At 66.2% G+C, this 22944-nt stretch carries 21 protein-coding genes; 12 read left to right on the top strand and 9 right to left on the bottom strand.

The genetic code is table 11. The features are described from left to right. Positions 1 to 51: 51 nt before the first annotated feature. The 4 genes from ISP25_RS09020 to ISP25_RS09035 form a co-directional block, all read right to left on the bottom strand. A complete protein-coding gene (locus ISP25_RS09020; RefSeq protein ID WP_192154185.1) occupies positions 52 to 555 on the bottom strand; it encodes a TPM domain-containing protein in 504 nt (167 codons plus the stop codon). A gap of 1 nt (position 556) precedes the next feature. Then, positions 557 to 1441 (bottom strand): TPM domain-containing protein, encoded by an 885-nt coding sequence (locus ISP25_RS09025; protein WP_192155359.1) that lies wholly within the window; start codon positions 1439 to 1441, stop codon positions 557 to 559. A 7-nt stretch (positions 1442 to 1448) separates the two neighbouring features. Then, on the bottom strand, positions 1449 to 2069 hold the full coding sequence (locus tag ISP25_RS09030; RefSeq protein WP_192154184.1) for a LemA family protein: 621 nt from the start codon (positions 2067 to 2069) through the stop codon (positions 1449 to 1451). Positions 2070 to 2130: 61 nt separating this feature from the next. Continuing rightward, complete coding sequence (locus ISP25_RS09035) at positions 2131 to 2499, bottom strand: diacylglycerol kinase (protein WP_192154182.1); 369 nt, start codon at positions 2497 to 2499, stop codon at positions 2131 to 2133. Positions 2500 to 2707: 208 nt separating this feature from the next. On the opposite strand from ISP25_RS09035, the gene ISP25_RS09040 reads away from it, so the two are divergent. From ISP25_RS09040 to ISP25_RS09065, 6 genes are all read left to right on the top strand, one after another. Further along, entirely contained in the window at positions 2708 to 4258 is a 1551-nt protein-coding gene (locus ISP25_RS09040) for a peptide MFS transporter (RefSeq protein ID WP_192154180.1), read from the top strand. A gap of 54 nt (positions 4259 to 4312) precedes the next feature. Beyond that, positions 4313 to 5587, top strand: a complete 1275-nt coding sequence (locus tag ISP25_RS09045) for an ATP-binding protein (RefSeq protein WP_404613326.1) — start codon at positions 4313 to 4315, stop codon at positions 5585 to 5587. Positions 5588 to 5638: 51 nt separating this feature from the next. Continuing rightward, on the top strand, positions 5639 to 6229 hold the full coding sequence (locus ISP25_RS09050) for a response regulator transcription factor (RefSeq protein ID WP_192154176.1): 591 nt from the start codon (positions 5639 to 5641) through the stop codon (positions 6227 to 6229). Between the two features lie 109 nt (positions 6230 to 6338). Next, positions 6339 to 8585, top strand: a complete 2247-nt coding sequence (locus tag ISP25_RS09055; RefSeq protein WP_404613328.1) for a TonB-dependent receptor — start codon at positions 6339 to 6341, stop codon at positions 8583 to 8585. Positions 8586 to 8625: 40 nt separating this feature from the next. Further along, positions 8626 to 9795 (top strand): sialidase family protein, encoded by a 1170-nt coding sequence (locus tag ISP25_RS09060; protein ID WP_404613330.1) that lies wholly within the window; start codon positions 8626 to 8628, stop codon positions 9793 to 9795. Then, entirely contained in the window at positions 9795 to 10259 is a 465-nt protein-coding gene (locus tag ISP25_RS09065) for a thioredoxin domain-containing protein (RefSeq protein WP_192154171.1), read from the top strand. Before ISP25_RS09060 ends, ISP25_RS09065 begins: the two co-directional genes overlap by 1 nt. 612 nt (positions 10260 to 10871) lie before the next feature. On the opposite strand, the gene ISP25_RS09070 is transcribed toward ISP25_RS09065, so the two are convergent. Genes ISP25_RS09070 through ISP25_RS09080 form a run of 3 tightly spaced genes read right to left on the bottom strand, consistent with a single transcriptional unit; the run spans position 10872 to position 13897 of the window. Beyond that, the gene (locus ISP25_RS09070; protein WP_404613332.1) at positions 10872 to 11936 is read right to left on the bottom strand and encodes an isoaspartyl peptidase/L-asparaginase family protein; all 1065 of its coding nucleotides are present in this window, start codon (positions 11934 to 11936) and stop codon (positions 10872 to 10874) included. Between the two features lie 49 nt (positions 11937 to 11985). After that, entirely contained in the window at positions 11986 to 13539 is a 1554-nt protein-coding gene (locus tag ISP25_RS09075) for a M56 family metallopeptidase (protein ID WP_404613334.1), read from the bottom strand. Continuing rightward, positions 13532 to 13897: a BlaI/MecI/CopY family transcriptional regulator gene (locus ISP25_RS09080; RefSeq protein WP_367855803.1), complete on the bottom strand. Its 366-nt coding sequence runs from the start codon at positions 13895 to 13897 to the stop codon at positions 13532 to 13534. Before ISP25_RS09080 ends, ISP25_RS09075 begins: the two co-directional genes overlap by 8 nt. A 143-nt stretch (positions 13898 to 14040) precedes the next feature. Between ISP25_RS09080 and ISP25_RS09085 the strand changes: the two genes are divergently transcribed. Continuing rightward, positions 14041 to 15399: a 3-oxoacid CoA-transferase gene (locus tag ISP25_RS09085; protein WP_192154165.1), complete on the top strand. Its 1359-nt coding sequence runs from the start codon at positions 14041 to 14043 to the stop codon at positions 15397 to 15399. 42 nt (positions 15400 to 15441) lie between these two features. On the opposite strand, the gene ISP25_RS09090 is transcribed toward ISP25_RS09085, so the two are convergent. Together ISP25_RS09090 and ISP25_RS09095 are read right to left on the bottom strand one after the other, a co-directional pair. After that, positions 15442 to 16170 carry a response regulator transcription factor gene (locus ISP25_RS09090; RefSeq protein ID WP_192154164.1) on the bottom strand — a complete coding sequence of 243 codons (729 nt, stop codon included), beginning with the start codon at positions 16168 to 16170 and terminating at the stop codon, positions 15442 to 15444. Positions 16171 to 16245: 75 nt separating this feature from the next. Beyond that, a complete protein-coding gene (locus ISP25_RS09095; protein ID WP_404613336.1) occupies positions 16246 to 16863 on the bottom strand; it encodes an arylesterase in 618 nt (205 codons plus the stop codon). Between ISP25_RS09095 and ISP25_RS09100 the strand changes: the two genes are divergently transcribed. The 5 genes from ISP25_RS09100 (at position 16862) to ISP25_RS09120 (ending at position 22352) form a co-directional block, all read left to right on the top strand. Further along, positions 16862 to 17554 (top strand): ABC transporter ATP-binding protein, encoded by a 693-nt coding sequence (locus tag ISP25_RS09100; protein ID WP_192154160.1) that lies wholly within the window; start codon positions 16862 to 16864, stop codon positions 17552 to 17554. The two genes, ISP25_RS09095 and ISP25_RS09100, sit on opposite strands and share 2 nt — an antisense overlap. Continuing rightward, positions 17551 to 20031 (top strand): ABC transporter permease, encoded by a 2481-nt coding sequence (locus ISP25_RS09105; protein WP_404613338.1) that lies wholly within the window; start codon positions 17551 to 17553, stop codon positions 20029 to 20031. The genes ISP25_RS09100 and ISP25_RS09105 overlap by 4 nt, the downstream gene beginning before the upstream one ends. Before the next feature lie 301 nt (positions 20032 to 20332). After that, on the top strand, positions 20333 to 20962 hold the full coding sequence (locus tag ISP25_RS09110; protein WP_404613340.1) for a glutathione S-transferase family protein: 630 nt from the start codon (positions 20333 to 20335) through the stop codon (positions 20960 to 20962). A gap of 62 nt (positions 20963 to 21024) precedes the next feature. Beyond that, the gene (locus ISP25_RS09115; protein ID WP_404613342.1) at positions 21025 to 21225 is read left to right on the top strand and encodes a hypothetical protein; all 201 of its coding nucleotides are present in this window, start codon (positions 21025 to 21027) and stop codon (positions 21223 to 21225) included. After that, on the top strand, positions 21222 to 22352 hold the full coding sequence (locus ISP25_RS09120) for an SLC13 family permease (protein WP_404613344.1): 1131 nt from the start codon (positions 21222 to 21224) through the stop codon (positions 22350 to 22352). The genes ISP25_RS09115 and ISP25_RS09120 overlap by 4 nt, the downstream gene beginning before the upstream one ends. Positions 22353 to 22944 lie beyond the last annotated feature (592 nt).

Consider the following 22944-nt stretch of genomic DNA (forward strand, 5'->3'; position numbering starts at 1 on the left):
GCTGCGCACACACGCATCAGGCACTGAATCAGCCGTAGCCGTTGCAATGGATCAGAGCAGCACCGGCCTGTCCGGCAGTTCGTCTTGCCGCGACTTGCTATCGGCAGGGAAGTGCAGTTCAAGCAGCGCATGCACAGCTTCGATACCGCGCAGACTGCCTTCCCTCCACTGATTCCTGGCATAGGCTTCGCGCATGTGGTCGCAAACCGTGGTCCACTCTCCGGCTGAAACACGACTGGCAATGCCGCGATCGGCCACGATCTCGATACGGTGCTCGGCCAACAGCACATAGACCAGCACGCCGTTGTTGTGCTCGGTGTCCCACACTTGCAATTGCCTGAAGATCTGATGCGCGCGCGTGGGTGCGTCCAGCCCGGCAAGCACGGCCAATGGCGACAACCTGGACTCCACCGCAAGGCGAACTTCGCCCCGATGCCGGCGCTCGCCTTGCGCAACAGCAGCCGTGATTTCGTCAAGCAGGCTTGAGGGAAAGCGGCGATGCAACTGGAACCAGCCTTCGCCGAGGTTCATCAGTAGACGCTGCAATCGCCCCATGTCACCAGCTCCCCGAGGCGCCGCCGCCGTTGAAGCTGCCGCCACCGCCGCTGAACCCGCCGCCCCCACCGCCAAAGCCGCCGCCTCCACCGAAACCGCCGCCGCCCCAGCCGCCAAAACCACCCCAGCCGCCACCGCCGATAGAGCGACCGGCGCCCGCCGGCAGCAGCATCAACAAACCGCCTGCGATGCCGCCAAAAATGCCAACGCCAGCCGAAGCCAGCAGCCAGAACAGGCCCCCGATGACCAGGCCGCCCACGGGCACGCGCACGAACGCATGCGCACTCCCCAGGATGCCCCGCAGGAAGAGCCATGCGAAGAACCCCACGGTGAGCAGGGTCTGCAGGTCCAGGCCATGACGCTCGTGCGGCGCTCCCTGCACGGGTGGCGGCAGGGATTCGCCGTTGATGAGCAACGTCAGCGCACCCACGGCATCGTTGATGCCGCCGTAGTAATCGCCACCGCGGAATTTCGGCGCGATGTACTCGCGGATGATCCGCGCGCAGGCCGCATCGGGGATCGCACCCTCCAGACCTGCGCCTACTTCGATGCGCACGGCATGGTCGTTCTTGGCGACCAGCAGCAGCACGCCATCGTCGATGCCCTCGCGTCCTACCTTGTTCGCCATCGACACATCCAGCGAATAGGCATCGATGTCCTGCGGCTGGGTGCTGTCCACCATCAGCACTACCAGTTGCGCGCCCTTGGATTTCTCCAGAGCCACCAGTTGCGCGTCGAGCTGATCCACCTGCTGTGCGCTCAACGTACCGGTGAGATCGGTGACGTGCCGCGCGAGCTTCGGCATGGCGACATCGGCGTGCGACAACGCCGGCAATAGCAAGGCAACTGCCAGCAGCCACACGCACAGCGCCCTGGGGCTGCGCATTGTCATGTCAATGGGCCGAGGCCGCGTGTGCTGGGGTGGCGGTGCCGAAATCCACCGTGGGGGCGGTGGAGATCGCCTGCTCGTTCTGCACGCTGAAGTTCGGCTTCACGGTGTAGCCGAACATCTTGGCGGTGAGGTTGTTCGGGAAGGTGCGGATCATCGAGTTGTAGTCCTGTACCGCCTGCACATAGCGCTGGCGCGCCACGGTGATGCGGTTCTCAGTGCCTTCCAACTGCGCCTGCAGATTCTGGAACAGGCCGTCGGCCTTGAGGGTCGGGTAGTTCTCGCTCACCGCCATCAGGCGCGACAGCGCATTGCCGAGCTCGCCCTGCGCTGCCTGGAATTTCGCCAGCGCCTGCGGATCGTTCGCCAGTTCCGGCGTCACCTGGATGCTGCCCACCTTGGCGCGCGCGTCGGCTACCTCGGTGAACACCTTCTCCTCGTGCTGGGCATAGCCCTTCACCGTGGCGACCAGATTCGGCACCAGGTCGGCGCGGCGCTGGTACTGGTTGAGCACTTCGGACCAGGCGGCCTTGACGGCCTCGTCCTGGCGCTGCATGGCGTTGTAGCCGCATCCGCCAAGTCCGATGGCGAGCACCAACAGCACTAGATTGCGCAACAGCTTCATGGCGGAACTCCGTTCGGATGAGGGCGGCATTGCAGCATTCCGGACATGGCGGCGCAATCGGCTAACGCAAGCCCAGTACCAGCCCCCAGCTCAGCACCATCAGCACCACCAGGAGAAACACTGCGGCCGAACCCATGTCCTTGGCGCGGCCGGCCAGCTCGTGGAATTCGGGGCTGACCTTGTCCACCACGGCTTCGATGGCGGAGTTCAGCAACTCGGCCGACAGCACGAGAAAGGCCGGTGCCACCAGCGCAACTTTTTCCAACGCCCCTTGCCCCAGCCACAAGCCCAACGGAATCAGAACCACGGCCAACATGGCTTCCAGCCGGAACGAGGCCTCGTGCCGCCATCCGGCACGCAGGCCCAGCATCGACCAACGGAAGGCTTTCCATAGCTGGCGCGGGTCGCCGCGAAAACCGGGACTGGGCATGGGACGCGAATCTCCGACAAGTGTCGCCCCGCCTTGCGGGGCCAAAAGACGATTTTGCCATACGCAAGCGTCGCGCCCATTGCATATTGCGCTGCAGCGGGGGCAATGCGGCGGATGGGGTAGGCTTCGACGGTTTGGCACCGCCAGGAGCCACGACATGCCGGCCCGCTTACGCGGCCGTTGTAATCCTCAAGCACGGAACAGTTGTATGGCAATCCAGAATCCACCCGTTTCGCAAACCCGGTCGTTCAGCACCGTCTTCCTGATCGAGATGTGGGAGCGCTTCGGCTTCTACGGCATGCAGGTGTTGATGGTCACCTACATGATGAAGAAGCTGGGCTTCGTCGATACCAAGGCGAACCTGGTGTGGGGCGCGGCGGCGGCGTTGATCTACGCCACCCCGGCCATCGGCGGCTGGGTGGGCGACAAGTTGCTGGGCACCCGCCGCACCATGCTGATGGGCGCGGTGATCCTCGCGCTGGGTTATGGCCTGTTGTGGATGCCTTCCGACAGCGCAGGGGCCACCTATTTCGCGCTCGGCGTGATCGTCGTCGGCAACGGCTTCTTCAAGCCCAACGCCGGCAATCTCGTGCGCAAGATCTACGAAGGCGACGAAACGCGCATCGACAGCGCATTCACCATCTACTACATGGCGGTGAACGTGGGCTCGATGATCTCCATGACGGCGACGCCATGGATCCGGGATTACATCGCGGGCAAGTTCGGCGACTCGATCGGCTGGCACACCGCGTTCGGCGCCTGCTCGGTGGGTCTGGTCGCCGGCCTCATCAATTACTCGTTCATGCGTCGCACGCTGTCGCACATCGGCTCGCCGACCGACGACCGCCCGATCGATTTCAAGCGCCTGGCCCTGGTGCTGCTGGCCGGGCTTGCCACGGTATTCATTTCCGCCTTCATCCTGCAGAGCGAAGCCGTGGCCCGGTGGTGCGTGTACGGAGCCGGCGTGGTCATCCTGGGCATCTTCGTGCACCTGATCCGCAGCAGCCAGTCCAGCGAACGTGCAGGTCTGATCGCCGCCCTGGTGCTGACCGTGCAGACCATTTTCTTCTTCATCTTCTACGCGCAGATGGCGACGTCGCTGAACCTGTTCGCGCAGAAGAACGTGGACCTCGACTTCAATCTGTTCGGCTGGCACATGCTCACCTGGATCCCCGAGCAGTACCAGAACCTCAACGCAATCTGGATCGTGGTACTCAGCCCGGTACTGGTGTTCATCTACAACTCGCTGGGCCGCATCGGCAAGGATCCGTCGGTGGCTGCCAAGTTCGCATGGGGCTTCGCTGCCGTGGCGCTGGGCTTCTTCATGTACGGGTTCGGCGCGAATTGGGCGGTGGACGGCAAGATTTCTTCCTGGATCATGGTGTGGGGCTACGGCCTGTACTCGCTGGGTGAGCTGCTGGTGAGCGGCCTGGGCCTGGCGATGATCGCGCGCTACGTGCCCGAGCGCATGGGCGGCTTCATGATGGGCGCGTACTTCGTCGCCGTGGGCATCTCGCAATACCTGGGCAGCGTGGTGGCCAACATCGCGCACATCCCGGACAACATCACCTCGCCGCTGCAATCGCTGGCGATCTATACGCATCTGTTCAACATCCTCGGCGTTGTCGGCATCGGGTGCACGGCCGTCGCGCTGGCCATGCTGCCGCTGATGAAGAGGCTGTCGTCCAGCCATGCCGACATGGCGAAGCACAACGAGCCGCTGCCCGCCGTGCGCAGCGAGGAATTCGACACGCCCTGATCCTCATCGCCGATCCGCCGGATGCGGCGGATCGGCGGCGCCGGACGGCAGCCCATGCCGCATCGCTCCCTCAAGAACCGCATCGGCCCGTTCGCGCTGGCACGCACGCTGGCCTGGCTGCGCCTGTGCGCCATCGGCGGCCAAAGCATCGCCGTGCTGGTCTGCGCGCTGTGGTTGCAGTTGCCGATACCGCTGCTGCCGCTGCTGACCTGCATCGGCCTGCTCTCGGTGTTCTCGGTGCTGGCGGCATGGCGGCTGCGCCAGCCGTGGCCGATGCACGAACTGGAGACGATTGCCCACATCTGCGTGGATACGCTGGTGCTAGGCGCGCTGCTCTACTTCACCGGCGGCGGCAGCAACCCCTTCGCCACCCTGCTGGTGGTTCCCATCGCGCTTTCTGCCGCCGCCCTGTCGATCCGCACCACGCTCGCGGTGGCGGCGATCGCCGGCACCGCGTACCTGTTGCTGATGCGCTGGCATGTGCCGTTGCCGATGCTGGACGGCATGCACGACGACGGCTTCGGGCTGCACGTGGTCGGCATGGGCGTGAACTTCGTCGTCACCGCCCTGCTGCTCGGCTTCTTCATCAACCGGCTGGCGCGCGCACTGCGCATGCAGCAACAGGCCATGCAGCGGGCGCACGAGCGCGCCTTGCGCGACGAAGGCATCCTCGCCATCGCCACGCAGGCCGCGGGCGCGGCACACGAGCTCAACACGCCGCTTTCCACCATGCGCACGCTGCTGCCGGAGCTGCGCCGCGAACACGCCGCCGATATCGCGCTGACCGAGGATCTCGGCCTGCTCGAAGGCCAGGTGGACCGCTGCCGCGACATCCTGCGCGAGATGGTGGCCTTCGGTCAGGCCCAGCTCTCGCAGGAGCCGGAACAGCTGGACGTGACGCAATTCCTGCACGGCTGCACCGAACGCTTTCAACTGTTGCGCCCCGAGGCGGAACTGCAACTGCAACTGGATGAAGACATTGCGCACCTGCCGTTGCAAGTACCGGCCGGTCTTCGCCATGCCTTGCTGAACCTGCTTCACAATGCCGCCGAAGCCTCCGCCGAGCACGACTCGCGCGATGTACTGCTGCAGGTGGCGTGCGAAGGCGACTGGCTGCAGCTTGCGGTGATCGACCGCGGCCCCGGCTTCGCCAGCACCGAAGGCAATGCGCGGCTTGGCCACACGCAAAAGCAGGCGGGCCTCGGCATCGGCCTCACCCTCGCCGAAGCCACGGCGGAGCGCCTTCATGGGGAATTGCTGACGCGCAATACCAGCGACGGCGCGATGGCATGCCTGCGTCTGCCGCTGGCGACTGTCTTGCGGCATTGAGTCGCACCCCCAGCGTGTGCAACCGATGCTGCCTGCGACGAAAATACGCACATGAATGAGCCAACCTCGTCCGCCGCCGTGCGTCCGCTGCTGCTGGTGGACGACGACGCCACCTTCGTTCGCGTGCTGAGCCGCGCATTGACCTCGCGCGGCTTCGAGGTGATCGCGACCACCACCCCAGGCGACGCGCGCGCGCAGGCGCGCCATCGCCTGCCGCGCTATTGCGTGCTCGACTTGAAACTGGGCGACGAGAACGGCCTGCGGCTGATCCCGGAATTGCACGCGCTTGTACCGGACATGCGCATCCTGCTGCTCACCGGCTATGCCTCCATCGCCACGGCGGTGGAGGCGATCAAGCGCGGCGCGCACGACTACCTCGCCAAGCCGGTGGATGCCGATGCCGTGGTACGTGCCCTGCTCGACATCGATGGCCATGCGGATGGCGACGACGAAGCCCTGCCCGAAGCCCCCGAGGTGCCACTGGCACTGCGCCGGCTGGAGTGGGAACACATCCAGCGTGTGCTCACCGAGTGCGACGGCAACATCTCGGAAACCGCGCGCCAGCTCGGTATGCACCGCCGTACCCTGCAACGCAAGCTGGGCAAGCACCCGGTGCGCGAACGACCCAGCGACAACGACTGAGAGTCTGCTCAATATCTCCGCATGGCCAGCGACTGCGACAACACGCCGTCTGGCGCCGTCATGAAAGGCGTCTAAGCTCGCAAGCCTCGACCCTGGTCCAGAGTTTCGCTTGAACCCACGACTTTCCATCGCCCTGCTGCTGTGCGCCGCAAGCACAACGGTTTTTGCCGGCGATCCGCCGCAAACCACCACCCTGACGCCCGTGCAGGTGCACGCCAGCGACAGTGCAGTGATCGACACGCCCAGCGTGAAGGTGCACATCGACCGCAAGCAGCTGCAGCAACAGAACATCGTCGGCAGCACCGACGTGGTGCGCTACGCGCCCAACCTGCAGGTGCGCGAACGCTACATCGGCGACCCCAACGCCACCCTCAGCGGCCGCGACAGCGGCACCCTGCAGAGTGCGCGCAGCCTGCTCTACGCCGACGGCCTGCTGCTCTCCGACCTGATGGACAATGGCTGGGACGGCGCGCCGCGCTGGGGCATGGTGCCTGCCGAGGAAATCGGCGCGGTGGACGTGTTGTACGGCCCCTATTCCGCGCTGTACCCCGGCAACTCGATGGGCGTCACGGTACTGATCCACACCCGCCTGCCCGACAAGCTGATCGCCAGCGTCGATTCGCAATATTTCAGCCAGGACTACGGCGACCACTACGGTGCGGGTGGCCACTACGACGGCCATCGCCTCGCCGGCGTGCTCGGCGACAGACAGGGCCGCTGGCGCTGGCTGCTTTCGCTCAACCAGCTCGACAATCACGGCCAGCCGATGCAGTACGCCACCGCGCAGGCCGGCGGCAATGCGGCCGGTGCGGTGCCGGTGGACGGCGCCACGCTGGACCGCAACCCCAACGGCACGCCGCGGCTGGTCTATGGCGCCAACACCATCGAACACACCAGACAGACCCAGGCCAACCTGCAACTGGGCGTGGACATCACCGATCACGTCAATGCGCTGTTCACTCTCGGCTGGTGGCACAACGATGCCTTCGACGCCACCCGCAGCCTGATCCGCAACGCCGCCGGCCAGCCGGTCTACACCGGCAGCATCCTCGCCGACGGTCAGCTCTGGAGCCTGCCCGCCAGCGGCCTTGCGCCGAGTTCCTACGAGCAGACCCACGTGCTGTACGGCGCCGAGCTCGACGGCCGTTTCGACAACGACTGGCGCTGGGAAGCCGTGGCCAGCCACTACGATTACCAGCACGACCTGCAACACGATGCCGCGGCCGCATCGCCGACCAGCGCCTATGGCGGCCCCGGTTCGGTGGCCGACATGGGCGGCTCCGGCTGGAGCACCTTCGATTTGCGCAGCTCCGGCCCGCTAGGCGACGCGAACATGCTGTACGCCGGCGCGCACCTCGACCGCTACGTGCTCGACTCGCACGTGCAAGCCGCCAGCGACTGGCTGGGCCCGGCCGACGGCGCACCGATCAGCACCTACGCCGGCCGCACGCAGACGCGCGCGCTCTACCTGCAGGACGTGTGGAGCTTCGCCCAGGCCTGGTCGCTCACCGCCGGCCTGCGCTGGGAACAGTGGCGTGCGTACGATGGCCTGCTCGCCAACGCCAGCAGCGTGCTCGCCTACCCCACGCGCCAGCGCAGCGACTTCTCGCCCAAGTCTTCGCTGAACTGGGACGTCGCCGAGGACTGGCAACTTCGCCTGTCCTTCGGCAAGGCCGTGCGCTATCCCACCGTGGAAGAGCTGTTCCAGGGCTCGATCTCGAACGGCGCCATCGTCAACAACGACCCGAACCTGCAACCGGAACGCGACTGGTCCACCGATCTCAGCCTGATCCGCACATTGCCGCAGGGTCACTGGCGTGTGTCGCTGTATCAGGATCGCGTGGCCGACACCCTCTACACGCAGACCGACATCACCTTGCCCGTGCCGGTCACCAGCGTGCAGAACATAGACAGCGTGCGCACACGCGGCATCGAAGGCGAGCTGGTGCTCACGGACGTCTGGACACCCGGACTGGACATCAGCGCCAGCGCCGCGTGGAACCAGGCGATCACCCTGCGCGACCAGCAATACCCGGTAGCCGACGGCAAGGATTTCCCGCGTATCCCGCGCCTGCGCGCCACCGTGTTCGCCGACTACCGCTTCGCGCCCGGCTGGGACGCCTCGCTGGGCGTGCGCCGTTCCGGCCGCCAGTACAGCAACCTGAACAACAGCGACACCATCGACACCTATGGTGCCGTCAGCAGCTTCACCGTGGTCGATGCGAAGCTGCGCTGGCGCTTCGCGCCACAATGGACAGCGTCGCTGGGCGTGGACAATCTCACCAACGAGCACTACTGGGTCTACCATCCCTACGCCGGCCGCACGTGGTTTGGCGAGCTGCGCTGGGAGCTATAGCCGTGCAGCGTTGCCGACAAACCCAACCACCCGATCCATCATGCGCAACCTGATCACCATCCTGCTCTGCCTGCTTTCCTTCACGGCCGTCGCCCACGACATGCCCGGCATGGCCATGGCCGGCGGCCCCGCACTCGGCGCCAGCGCCTCGTTCGACGCGCATGGCCGCCTGTGGGTGGTGGATGCCGCGAACGGCCATGTGCGGCTGCGCCGCTCCGACGATCTGGGCAGGACGCTGAGCCTGCCCGTGGACGTCAATGCCGTCGCCGAGCCGATCTATGACTCCGGCGAGAACCGGCCAAAGATCGCGTTCGGCCCCAAAGGCGAGTTGTACGTGAGCTGGTCGCAGCCGCGCGCGAAGCCGTGGACCGGCTTCGTGCGCTTTGCCCGTTCGCTGGACGATGGCGCGCATTTTTCCGCGCCGCTCACCGTGCACCACGACACGGCCGAAATCACCCATCGCTTCGATGCCCTGGCGGTGGACGGGCAAGGCCGTGTACTGCTCGCATGGATCGACAAGCGCGATCTTGAAGCAGCGAAGGCGCGAGGCGAGCCTTACCTTGGCGCCGCCGTGTACTACAGCTGGTCGAGCGACGAAGGTCGGACCTTCGTGCCCGAGCGCAAGGTGATGGACAACAGCTGCGAATGCTGCCGCATCGCGCTGGCACGCACGCCGGACGGCGGAATTGCCGCGCTCTTCCGTGGCGTATTCGGCGACAACATCCGCGACCATGCCTACGCCCTCCTACCCACCAACGATGGTCCCGTACATGCCGCACGCACCACCTTCAGCAACTGGCACATCGCCGCCTGCCCGGAACAAGGCCCCGGCCTCGCCGTCGGCGAAGACGGCACACGCCACGCCGTGTGGTACGAAGCCAGCCACGGCCCCGCAATCTGGTATGGCCAGCTCGATCCAGGCCACCCACCGCAGCACGTGCTGAAACTCGCCGGCCCCGGCGCCAGCCATGCCGACGTGGCCGTGCGCGGCAAGACCGTGTGGCTGGCATGGAACCAGGTAGCTGCGAATGGCTATGCGCTGATATTGCGCGTGTCCACCGATGGCGGCCTACACTTCGACGCCCCGCGTGCCGTCGCCACGTCCGTCGCCGCGACGGGTTCACCGCAACTGCTGGTGTGGCACGATCAAGCCTTCATCGCATGGAACACTGCAGACGGCTTCCGCCTGGTTTCCAGCGGGGCGCGCTGATGCGTCGCACCCTCTTCGTCGCCCTGCTCCTGCTGGCGCTGCCCGCCTTCGCGCGCGCCGGCAAACTTGTGCCGCTTTCCGCCGCCGATGTTCCTGCGCTGCTCAAACCGCCCGCTCACGGCATGCGCATCCTCGCGATCTGGTCGCTGGACTGCGCCTATTGCGAGGCGAACATGCAGACGCTGGCTAAATGGCAGCGCACGCATCCGCATGACATCGAACTTGTCACCGTGGCTACCGACGATGTAGCGCAGGGCGCCGCTCTCGAAGCGCGCCTCAAGGCCGCGCACATGGAAGCCTATCCGGCCCTGGCCTATGTCGAGGGCTCGCCTGAGCGCCTGGATTTCCTGATCGATCCCGACTGGGGCGGCGAGACGCCACGCACCGAGATCATCCGTTCCGATGGCACCCGGCAAGGTATCAGCGGCGAGATCACCGCGGCGCAGTTGCAGGGACTTCCGTAATACCTTGTTCAAAGCTTCCAGCTTTCCACCGCTCCCGGCTTGTCGGAGTAGAGAAGACTGCTTCCGCCGTCACAAGGAACAGGGCGGCTCCGGTCGACCGTCAGGGGCCGGGTTCCTTCCCTCTGCCGATCTAGCCACCGCAGGAGCCGTGGCGAACAGCGAAGTCGAACCCTGAGGCTGAGAGCAGAACGCCTGGAGTCAAGAGAGGCAAAGAGGAACGGCCTGGCTCAATCCGTCGGGACCAGAAGCCGGCCGCGTCGAGGGTCTAGAACCACTCCCTGCTACGCGATAGACAGTGCAGCCACGCCGCGCCGTATCCGAGATACTGAGGATCTCCCGTATCCATCATTCCGGCGAAGGCCGGAGGTGCCTCGCAACAGCGAAGCTCGTCATCCCGTGACTGTATGGCTTGAGCACGCGTGATCGCTACTGGACGACTCGCTACGCCACGCGCTCGTGCGGCCGCCCTGCGAGCATAGTGCGCAATGCGTGCCTATCTGGCCTACACCAGGAATGGCGGGCAAAGCCGCGGATGCTTCGCGCCGCCCTGCTCTGCTTGCGATTGCCATGACTCCGGCTTGGCACAAAAAAAGCCGCGCACAAAGTGCGCTCCTACGGCTGTTCGTCGGGATCGTCCGTGCTGTCGGCCGGTGCCGGCGCCGGGGGCGCGGAAGTGCCGTCATCCTCGTCGCCATAGATCGCCACGTGCGGCACGCCGCTGGCATCGATCCAGCCACGGTACATGCCGTCGGTATTGAACGGGATGGCGATGTCGCCGTGTACGTCCAGCGCGATGGCGCCGCCGTTGCCGCCCAGCGCAGGGATATCCTGGTTGATGACCACCGCCGCGGCACGCTTGATCGGCACGCGCATCTCGCTCACCTGCATGCAGATCGCATGCGCCGCCACGGTGCGGATGTAGTACTCGCCCCAGCCGGTGCCCGACACCGCGCAGTCGCTGTTCGCATAGGTACCCGCGCCGATGATCGGCGAATCGCCGATGCGCCCCCAGCGTTTGTCGGTCATGCCGCCGGTGGACGTGCCGGCCGCCAGATGGCCCTGGGCATCCAGTGCCACCGCTCCCACGGTGCCGAAGTGTCTGGCCGTCTCCTCGTCCTCGTGCGACTTGCCGGCCGCATCTTCCTTGAGCGCCTTCTGCAACTGCTGCCAGCGTTCCTGGGTGCGAAAATACGAGGGATCGACCAGCGGCATGCCGATGCTCTGCGCGAACGCCTCGGCGCCGGTGCCGGAGAGCATCACGTACGGCGTCCTTTCCATCACCGCACGGGCCAGCAGGATCGGGTTCTTGATGCGCATGACGCCGGCCACCGCACCGGCGACCTGGCTGTCGCCGTCCATGATCGCGGCGTCCAGCTCGTTCCTGCCGTCGTGGGTGAACACCGCACCTTTGCCGGCGTTGAAGTCCGAGTCGTCCTCCAGCACCACGATCGCGGTGCTCACCGCGTCCACCGCGCTCTTGCCCGCCTTGAGTTGCGCGTATCCGTCCTGCAAGGCCTTGGTCAGCGCCGCACGTATCGCCTTCTCCTTTGCAGGAGTGAGATCACGCTTGATGACACCGGCACCGCCGTGGATCACCAGCACGGGCGGCACGGCGGCGTGACTCATCGCGCTGACGCCGAGAGCGGCAAGGACAGGCAACAGGTAACGCGGCTTCACGGAGCTCTTTCCCTGAGGACAACGGGGGAAGTATAGCGAGCCGTTTCCGTCACTTGGGTTCGAAGCGCACCTGCTTGCTCTCGAATATCGGCTTCATGCCGGCGAGATCAGCCAGTCGCTGCATGGCCGTTCCTGCAGGCATGTCCTTGAACGACAACGTGACGGAGCCATTGCCCAATGCATCCGGATTCACGAGCGTCCAGGCCGCTGCGGCCGCCACCGCCTCCGCCACCACGCGTACTGAAGCATTCTTGGCGTGCTCGGTGACCCTGGCCGGAGAAGCTTCAGCGGCCACGCGCGCCGGACAGCCAGCCAACGAAGTCACCTCGATGGTGTAGTCGTGAACGCCATCCGGCCCTTTGTCAGTCACATGTGCCAGTTCGCCAAGTTTGGCATCCATCCGGTGCTTAGCCACCAGCTTCCCAGCCACCATCACTGCCACGTCGATACGAAGCCGATTGCCGCCTTCAGGCGACGGCGTGGCATCGATTTGCCAGCCATGATCACGATTGGCCACCGTGCCGGTCTTGCCTGGCGCCATGCACAGCTCCACCGACATGCCTTCGGGTTGGCTGGCATGCCCATCGTCCGCGTTTTGCTCCACCTTCAAGTTCAACTGGTACACGGTGGTCGCTTTCGCGCTGTCTTCCGCGCCTTTCACCGGGGTACTGGCGGCATAGACGGAACCGGCCACGGCCATCGTCAGCCCGCAGATGGCAATAATGCCGGTGTGGCGACGCTGACGATTTGGTGGGGGCAGTTTCAGCATGGCGATACGCTCCGTAAGTGGGTGACGAGGGGACCAGGTGCAGCCCACCGGCAACGCGAACGCAGCCGACTGGGTTTTCAACATCGCATTCGCATAGCTGCGGCGCTGCGTGCCGTGCTCGCGCAGCACCGCGGCATCGCAGGCCAGCTCCTGGTCATGGCGCAGCGCGACAAGCGCCCACCATGCCAGCGGATGGCACCACAGCAGTGCAACGAACATCTGCGCAAGCAGACACCACCAGCCATCGCCACGGCGCGCGTGCATGGTCTCGTGGGCAAGGATCAGCGCCTGCTCGGTGGCGTCGTAGCGCTGGCGGAAATCCGCGGGCAGCACGATGCGGCTGCGCCACACACCAACCAAGGCCGGGCCGACGCCGGCGCTCGCAGCACGCACTACCGGCCGGGATGTCGACACTTCTGCCATCGGTGTGGCGCCGTGCAAGCGCTCGCGGTAACGGCGCTGCGCCACGACAGCGAACCCAAACGCGACGGCGACGCCCGCCAACCACAGCGGCAAGGCGGTAGCGCGCCAGTCGAAACTACCCGTGACGTCCGCATGCGGCGCCGCTGCGCCGACCGCCGAGGTGATCGTGTACACCAGCGGCGGCAGTTGCACCGGCGATGCGGTGACATGCGGCAACTGGCTGGTCAGCAAGGCCAGTGGCGGCAGCAGCCACAGCTGGAAGGCGCGCTCCGCGCCGAACCAGCGGCGACACGGCTTGCGCAACGCGGCGACGACCAGCACCGCTGCGGTGAACGCCAGCAGCGCCAACCAGCCGTGCGCGGCCCAGGTCATCGTCAACGACTCAATGCCCGGCAATGGAAGGTCACTCATCGTCGAGCTCCTTGAGCAGCTTGCGCAGTTCGGCGACATCCTTCTTGGTCAGCTTGCGCTGCTCGCTGAAGTGCGCCACCAGTGGCGCCACGCGGCCGTCGAACAGGCGGTCGAGCAGGCCCTTGCTCTCCTGCGACACGTACTTCTCACGACTCAGCAGCGGCGTGTAGAGATAGCGGCGGCCATCGCGCTCGGCCTTCACCGCCTTCTTCTTCAGCAGGCGGTTGAGCAGGGATTTCACCGTACCCTCCTGCCAGTCCTGCGCCGGCCCGACCTCGGCGAGGATCTCCTCGGCGCTGCGCGGCGCCGCACGCCACAGCACCTCCATTACCACCGCTTCGGCTTCGCTGACTGCCATGGCATCACCGTTTACGCATGTAAGTGGATTTATGTTTACATGCGTAAATGACAATCGTCAAGCGCCCGAAACCTCGTACAAAACGGCGGAGCGACATTCCGTCGTATCCTTGGCAGCTGATTTCCCTGCACGAAGGCACGGCAATGGACAAGGTTCACGCAACGGCGGCCCAGGCGCTCGACGGCCTGCTGTTCGACAACATGACGATCGCGGCCGGTGGCTTCGGCCTGTGCGGTATCCCGGAGAACCTGATCGCCGCTCTGCTCGCGGCCGGCACCAAGGGCCTCACCATCGTCGGCAACAATGCCGGCGTGGACGACTTCGGCATGGGCCCGCTGCTCAAGACGCGGCAGGTGAAACGGGTGTACGCCTCCTATGTGGGCGAGAACAAGGAATTCGAGCGCCAGGTACTGGCCGGCGAACTGGAGCTGCACCTGGTGCCGCAGGGCACCCTGGCCGAGAAGCTGCGCGCCGGCGGCGCGGGCATCCCCGGCTTCTACACGCGCACCGCGTTCGGCACCCAGCTGGCCGAAGGCAAGGAGACCAAGGTGTTCGACGGCAAGGAATACGTGCTGGAGGAAGCCATCCGCGCCGACGTCTCCATCGTCAAGGCGTGGAAGGGCGACCGCCTCGGCAACCTCGTGTTCCGCGAGACGGCGCGCAACTTCAACCCGATGATCGCCACCTGCGGCAAGGTCTGCGTGGCCGAGGTGGAGGAACTGGTGGATGTCGGCACGCTGGACCCGAACAACATCCACGTGCCGGGCATCTACGTCGACCGCATCGTCCAGGGACCGTCGTATGAGAAGCGCATCGAGTTCCGCACCATCGCCGGCGCCAACACCGGCAAGGAAAGCCCGATGCGCACCGCGCTGGCGCAGCGCGCCGCGAAGGAGCTGCGCGACGGCTTCTACGTGAACCTCGGCATCGGCATCCCTACGCTGGTGGCCAACTACATCCCCGAAGGCATGGACGTGGTGCTGCAGTCGGAGAACGGCCTGCTCGGTATCGGCCCCTTCCCCACCGAGGCGCAGATCGACCCCGACCTGATCAACGCGGGCAAGCAGACCGTCACCACCCTGGCCGGCTCCAGCTTCTTCTCCAGCGCCGAATCGTTCGCGATGATCCGCGGCGGCCACATCGACCTGGCCATCCTGGGCGGCATGGAAGTGTCGGTCACCGGCGACCTCGCCAACTGGATGGTGCCGGGCAAGATGGTGAAGGGCCCCGGCGGCGCGATGGATCTGGTCAGCGGCGTGCGCCGCGTGGTGGTGCTGATGGAGCACTGCGCGAAGGACGGCTCGCCCAAGATCAAGGACCAGTGCGACCTGCCCGTCACCGGCAAGGAATGCGTGGATCTCGTCATCACCGACCTCGCCGTGTTCGAGGTGGAAAAAGGCAAGGGCCTCACCCTGATCGAGCTGCAGGACGGCGTGACGCTGGACGAGGTGAAGGCGAAGACGGGCTGCGCGTTCGCGATCAGCCCGTCGTTGCAGAAGTAACCGTCAGTCAGGATGCGCCGCGGAACGATCCCGCGGCGCGCGTCATGCCGTGCGCACCGATGCCACTTCCGCGTCGAGATCCGCAAGCCGGTAGCCGGCGGAATGGATGGTGTGCAGCAACGGCCGCTCGAAGGGTTTGTCGATGACGCGGCGCAGGTTGTAGAGGTGCGAGCGCAGGGTGTCGGAGTCGGGCAGCATGTCGCCCCAGATTTCACGCTCGATGTCGCGCCGGCTCACCACGCGCGGCGATTCGCGCATCAGGATCGCCAGAAGCTTCAGCCCGATCGGTGACGCGGAGAGTTCCTCGCCGGCGCGCGTCAGCCGCAACGTGGCGGTATCCAGCGTCATGTCGCCCACGCGCAACACCTCGGAGGACACCTGCCGGCGATCACGGCGGATCAGCGCATGCAGCCGCGCATCCAGTTCGCGCACCTCGAAGGGCTTGACGAGGTAATCGTCGGCGCCGGACTCCAGCCCGGCAAGCTTGTCTTCCAGCGTGCCGCGCGCGGTCAGCATCAGCACGGGCGTGGCTTTCTTCGCCTCGCGGCGCAGCTTGCGGCAGACTTCGAGGCCGTCCATGCCGGGCAGGTTGAGGTCGAGCACGATGGCGTCGTAACTGCTGGCCACCGCCAGATGCAGGCCACTGGGGCCATCGGCCGCGTAGTCCACGGAGTAGCCGCTGTGCTCAAGGGCAGCCCCCACGGACTCGGCAATCTGGCGGCTGTCTTCCACCAGCAGGATCAGGCCGGTCTGCTCAGTGTGTCCATTCATGTCGCTTCCTCCTCTTGGCTTCACAAATGTGAAGAGCTAAGCCGGCATCTGGTGATGATTGCGTGAAAACTTCGATCAACCGTTCAGCAACGGCTGCAGCACCGCCCAAACGTTGGCCAGCACCCTCGGCTCGCCGGCGGCGGTGGGATGGAGGCCGTCGTCCTGCATGAGCGCCGGTTGCAAAGCCACGCCATCGAGCAGGAACGGCAACAGCCCCACGTGCTTCTGCTTCGCCAGATCGGCATAGATCGCACGCAGGCCATCGCGGTATTGCGGGCCGTAGTTCACCGGCAGCTCGATGCCCAGCAGCAGCACCCGGGCATGCGTTGCCTGCGCGGCACTGACCATGGCGACGAGGTTATCGCGCAATTGCGCCAGCGGCAGACCCTGCAAGCCATCGTTCGCGCCAAGTTCGATCACCACCACGGCGGGGCGATACGTTGCAAGCAGTGCCGGCAGGCGATTGCGCCCGGACAGCGAGGTCTCGCCACTGATGCTGGCATTGACCAGAGCCCATGGCGGCACCATCTTGCCCAGACGGACTTCCAGCAGATGCACCCAGCCCTGCTCCGTCGCAATGTTGTGCGCGGCGGAGAGCGAATCGCCCAGCACCAGCACGCTACGTGCAGGGGCGGCTTGCACGGCGGCGGCACCAACAAACAGCAACAGCAGCAGACACAGGAAACGACGCATGAGCAATACGCCCCGGTTGGTTCTCGACGTGCGCGATGTTAGCAAGTCGGTGCACGGCCCCGAGGGGCGGCTGGACATACTCGACGGCGTCGGCCTGCAGGTGGCGGAAGGCGAAAGCTTCGCCATCGTGGGCGCCTCGGGCTCGGGCAAGACCACCCTGCTCGGTCTGCTCGCCGGACTGGACACGCCAAGCACGGGCAGCATCCGCCTGGCAGACCACGCACTGGAAAGCATGGACGAGGAAGCCCGCGCCGACCTGCGCCGTCGCCTGGTGGGTTTCGTGTTCCAGTCCTTCCACTTGCTGCCTGCGCTCAGCGCGGAGGAAAACGTGATGCTGCCGCTGGAACTGGAAGGCGACACCCAGGCACGTGCCAAGGCACGCGCGGCACTGGAGGCCGTCGGCCTCGCCGCCCGGCGCCGCCACTATCCGGCGCAACTCTCGGGCGGCGAGCAGCAGCGTGTGGCGATTGCCCGCGCCTTCGTCCACGGCCCGCGCCTGCTGTTCGCCGACGAACCCACCGGCAACCTCGACCAGCGCACCGGGCATCACGTCACCGACCTGCTCTTTGCGCTCAATCGCGACCACCGCACCACGCTCGTGCTGGTCACCCACGACGTGCAACTCGCCGCGCGCTGCGGGCGGCGCATCGAGCTGCAGGAAGGTCGCGTGGTCGCGGAAGCAAGAGCATGAACCTGCTGCGCCTCGCCTTGCGCAACCTGCGTCGCGAATGGCGGCTGCCCGAACTGCGCACCCTGGCCGGCTCCCTGCTGCTGGCGGTGCTGGCGATGGGCGTGGTGGCCACCCTGGCCGCACGGGTGGAACGCGGCATCCTCGCCAGCGCGGCGGAGCTGATCGGCGGCGACATCGGCATCTCGGCGCCACAGACCGTGCCGCCAGCCTTCGCCGCCGAAGCGCGCCGCGACGGTCTCGCCATCGCCCACGCCGCCGGCTTCCCCAGCGTGGCTTTCGCCCATGGCCACAGCCAGTTGCTCGACGTGGAAGCCACCGACGACGCCTATCCGCTGCGCGGCAAGCTGGTGCTGGCTGCTGCTGGACACGAGCGCAATGGCCACGGCCCTGCAGTGGGCACGGTATATCTCGACCATCGCGCCCTGGTGGCGCTGTCGCTGCAACCGGGCGATACATTGCAGCTCGGCGGCAAGGAGCTGCGCATCGCGGCGGAACTGGTACAGCAGCCCGATGGAGGCGCGCTGGTAGCCCTGGCGCCGCGCGCGCTGATGAGCCTGGCCGACGCAGAACAGTCCGGACTGCTCGGCATCGGCAGCCGCGCACACCATCGCCTGCTGCTGGCCGGCGCACCGCATGCCGTGCAGCGCTGGCGCACATGGGCAGAACGGCAAACCCTACCGCAGGGCGCGGAACTGGTTACACCGGAACAGACCCAGGAACGCATGCGGACGGCATTCGACCGCGCAGGTGCCTTCCTGCACCTTACCTCCCTGCTCGCCGCGCTGCTTGCCGGCGTGGCGATTGCGCTCTCCTCGCAGCGCTACGCGCGGCGCAAGACTCCCGAAGTGGCCCTGCTGCGCGCGCTGGGCACACCACGCCGGCGCGTGCTCGGCCTGCTGCTGCTCACGCTCGCCGCGCTGGCCTTGCCCACGGCGCTGATCGGCGCCTTACTCACCCTGGGTGCAGCACAACTGGCATGGCACTTCGCCAGCGTGCTGTTCGGTGGAATTCCCACCGAGCTGCCGCTGTTGCCCGTGCTGGGTGCCGGCATGATGGGCCTCGCCGTGCTGGCCGGCTTCGCATTGCCGCCGTTGCTGCGGCTGGCCGAGGTGGCACCCGTCGCCGTGTTCCGCCAAAGCCTCGCGCGCCGCGTGCGACGCTTCGACGCCTTGTACCTGCTGCCCGCGCTGGTGGCGCTGGCCTTGATCTGGAGCCAGAGCGGCTCGCTGAAGCTCGCCGCCATCCTTGCTGCCAGCCTTGCCGGCGTGGCGTTGGTGGCGGCATTGCTGGCGAGCCTGCTGCTGTGGCTGGCGCGGCACGTGGCACCGGGCGCGCATCCCGCCCTGCGGCTTGGCCTTGCCGCGCTGGCACGTCGTCGCGGGCTCAGCGTGGTGCAGGCTACCGCGCTCGCACTCGGCCTCACCGCCCTGCTGCTGTTGTCGGTGGTGGCACCTGCCCTGCTCGACGGCTGGCGTCGCGAACTGCCCGTCGACACGCCGAACTGGTTCGCGTTGAACCTGCAGGACGAGCAGCGCAACAACTTCACCCACGCACTCGCGCGCATCGGTGCCGACCAGCTCAACATGATGCCGCTGGCGGTGGGCAAGCTCACCGCGATCAACGGCAAGCCGGTGGACGACCTGCATTTTTCCGACCCGCGTGCGAAGGAATCGGCCGACCGCCAGTTGCGCCTGTCGTGGGCCGATGCGCTGCCGCCCGCCAACCGCGTGGTCTCCGGACAGTGGTTCGGAGCGCGGCCGGCGCAAGCCGAAGTCTCGGCGGACCGCATGTGGCGCGACATGTTTGCGCTGAAACTGGGCGACACGATGAGCTTCGACGTGGGCGAAGGCCATATCGATGCAACAGTCACCAGCTTCCGCCAGGTGGACTGGAGTTCGTTCCGCGTCAACTTCTTCCTGCTGCTCGACCCTGCACACGCGGGGGCGTTGCCGCATACATGGCTGGCCAGCTTCCACTTGCCGCAAGGTCACGCGCAGGCCATGGCGCAACTGTCGCGCGACTACTCCAACCTCAGCCTGGTGGACGTGGATGACCTGCTGGCGCGCATCCGCCAGATCGTCGACCGGGTGGGCGATGCGGTGCGTTGGATCCTGGCTTTCAGCCTGCTGGCCGGTGCGCTGGTGCTGGCCGCTTCGTTGGCTGCCAGCGCCGCCGAACGGCGCCACGAAGCCGCGCTGCTGCGCACGCTGGGCGCGCGTCGTGCGCAGTTGCGCGTGGCAGCTGCCTGCGAATTCGCCCTGCTCGGCCTGATCGCTGGGCTCACCGCCGTTCTGGGCAGCGCGGGCGCGGGCCTGTGGCTGGGCCATGCGGTGTTCCACATCGACAACTTCGTGCCGCCGCTCGCGCCATTGATGCTGGGCGCGCTGGGCTGCGCCTTCGTGGTGATGCTGCTGGGGTTGGCGGGCACGCGCAAGGTGGTGCGCACCTCGCCGATGCGTCTGTTGCGGGAAGGATAAGCGCCTGTCCAATGTCTCCGCATGGTCCGCTGTTTGCGCGCAGGCCGAGGAAGAACGAAGGAGTGGACGCCGGTCCACGCCTGAGTGATGACGCAGGAGTGCGCGCAAACAGACCCGGCCGGGAGGGTTGCCTTGCATTGGCCGCCATGCGGCAGCGCGCGGCTGGACCCGCCAGGCAGGCGCTGCGCCACGCGCCACCACCTGACTGCCAATGCGAGGCAACGCGGATCATGCGGAGACATTGAACAGGCTCTGGACAACCGTCACCATCGGCGCGTTCGCACCACGACGCGGGGAACCCATGTATACGCTCTACTACTCACCCGGCACCGCCAGCATGGTGGTGCATCTGGCCTTGCTGGAAATCGGCGCGCCCTACGAATTGCGGCTGGTCGATTTCGATCGTGACGCGCAGCACAGCGACGAATACCTCAGGCTCAACCCGCGGGGCATCGTGCCCACGCTGGTGATCGATGGCCGGCCCCGCAACGAATCGGCGGCGCTGCTGACTATGCTGGCCGAGCGACACCCTGAAGCAAAGCTGATTCCGCCATCGGGCACGCCGGAGCGCGAGGCGTGGCTGCAGTGGGTGGTCTATCTCAGCAATACGCTGATGTCCGCCTACCGCTTCTGGTTCTACCCGGCCGACCTGGGCATGGCGGAGCACACCCCGGACGTTCGCGCTGCCCTGCAGAAGAAAATCGAGGCGGTGTGGCATCTGCTCGACGCGCAGCTCGCGAAGGACGGCCCCTACCTGCTCGGGGCAACGTTCTCCGGTGCCGACCTGCTGCTCACCATGCTGATGCGCTGGTCGCGCAACATGCCCCGCCCCGCCACCGAGTGGCCTGCACTGAAACAACTTGCCGACCTGGTGCGCGCAAGGCCCAGCTGGAAGAAGCTGTACGAACTGGAGGGCTTGAGCGGGTGGTGATGCGCGCTTCCTTCACACCGTAACTGCGGAAGATCCACCCGCCCACTTCACGAGGACCCTCCATGGCTGACCACGATCCCTGCGGCAAACCCGATCCCGAACGCCAACGCAAGTTCCTTGCGGGCATCGCCATTGGCACTGCCATCGGCTGCGGCATCGGCGTGGCCATGCACAACCTGGCGCTGGGCATCAGCCTGGGCGTAGCCATCGGCGTCGCGATGGGTGCCGGCGGCCGCAAGAACGACAAGTCGGGTCGCGAGTGACGCTTGCCGATGCCATAGGCCGCTTGCGGGTCAAGCTGAAATCGGAATGGCTGTTGTTGCTGTTCGGCGCACTCGCACTCGTGCTGGCGCTGCTCGATCCGCATCCGTGGGCGAGCTATCGCCGCTGGCTACAGGTTCCGACGCTGGGCGGCCTGCTGGGCCTGATGCTCGCGATCCAGGGCATACGTGACAGCGGTCTGGTGCAGCATGCCGCGGGCGCACTGGTGGCACGCGTACACAGCCTGCGTGCACTGGGCCTGCTGCTGGTGACGACCACCGCGCTGCTCGCCACGGTGCTGACCAACGACGTGAGCCTGTTCCTGATCGTGCCGCTGACCTTGACGATAGGCACCCTGTCCAACCTGCCGGTGGCGCGCATGGCGGTGCTGGAAGCGCTGGCGGTAAATGCGGGCAGCACTCTCAGCCCCATCGGCAACCCGCAGAACCTGCTGCTGTGGCAGCACTCGCAACTGCCGTTCCTGCATTTCGCGCTGGCGATGCTGCCCGTGGCCACCGTGCTGTTTGCGCTGGTGGCAGTGCTTGCTCTGGCATGGCTGCCCAAAGGCCGTATGACCTTGCAACCTGCGCTGGTGGATGGCCACCCCGTAGGCGCCAGACTGGCTACCGGCTCGCTGCTTGCCCTGGGGTTGATGGTGCTGGCGATGGAGAATGGCCTGGCTCTGACGGGCGCGGTGACGCTCGTTGCGGCCTACGCGCTGGTGGCGCGGCAAGTGCTTGGGCGCATCGACTGGCTGCTGCTGGCCACGTTCGCGGCGATTTTCCTGGGCCTCGGGCATTTCGCTGCCCTGCCACTGATACAGCACGGCCTTGACCGGCTTGCGCCCGATCGTCCGCTGACGCTTTTCATCAGCGGCATCGCCATTTCCCAGGTCATCAGCAATGTGCCTGCCACTGTGTTGTTGCTGGGGCATGCACACGATGCCATCGCGCTGGCGGTGGCGGTGAACGTGGGCGGCGCCGGGCTGGCGATCGGATCGCTCGCCAACCTGATCGCCTTGCGGTTGGCGAAGCAGCCGCAAGGGCTACGGCTGTTTCATCGTGTGTCGGTGCCGTTTTTAGTGATGTCGGCGCCGCTGGCGTATGTGGTCTGGCGGTGGATGGGGTAAGGGGCATCTTTCCCCAGCACCGTCCGGATCGCTTATCGCGAGCGACAAAGCGGTTTCGGTCGCTTGCCGGTACCCTAGCTCCTTCTCTCTGCTGGCCCACGCTACCGCAGGAGCAGTGGCGAACGGCGAACTTACTCGATAGACAGCGCAGCCACGCCGCACCGTATCTGGGTACTGAGGGGAGCATCTTGCAGCAGTCGCCCTGCTTCTGGCTTGCCATCCCGGCGCAGGCCGGAGGAGCTTCATAACAGCGAAGCTGGTCGTCCAGTGACCGTGATGCTCGAACAGGCGTGATCGCTCCCGGATTCCGGCCTGCGCAGGAATGACGACTAGAGCCGTGGGGTGCCTCACCCTGCTTTTCTGGGCTCCGCTCTGGTTGTTGCTTCTGCACGCCAGGAGCGCCCTGCTTTTTCTGAGCCCTCATGCGGCGGTGAGGCATGGGCGATCAGGCTGTGCAGCGGGCGAGTCCATGAATGGACTCGCCTTTTCGACCTGGCACGATGCCCGGCGGAAGAACCCGGCCACGCCTCACGCGCTTTCCGTCCCGGGGTGGATGGAGAGCGCTGTCGCAGGATGCCCTTATGGGCACGCA

The organism is Rhodanobacter hydrolyticus (genome assembly GCF_044904645.1).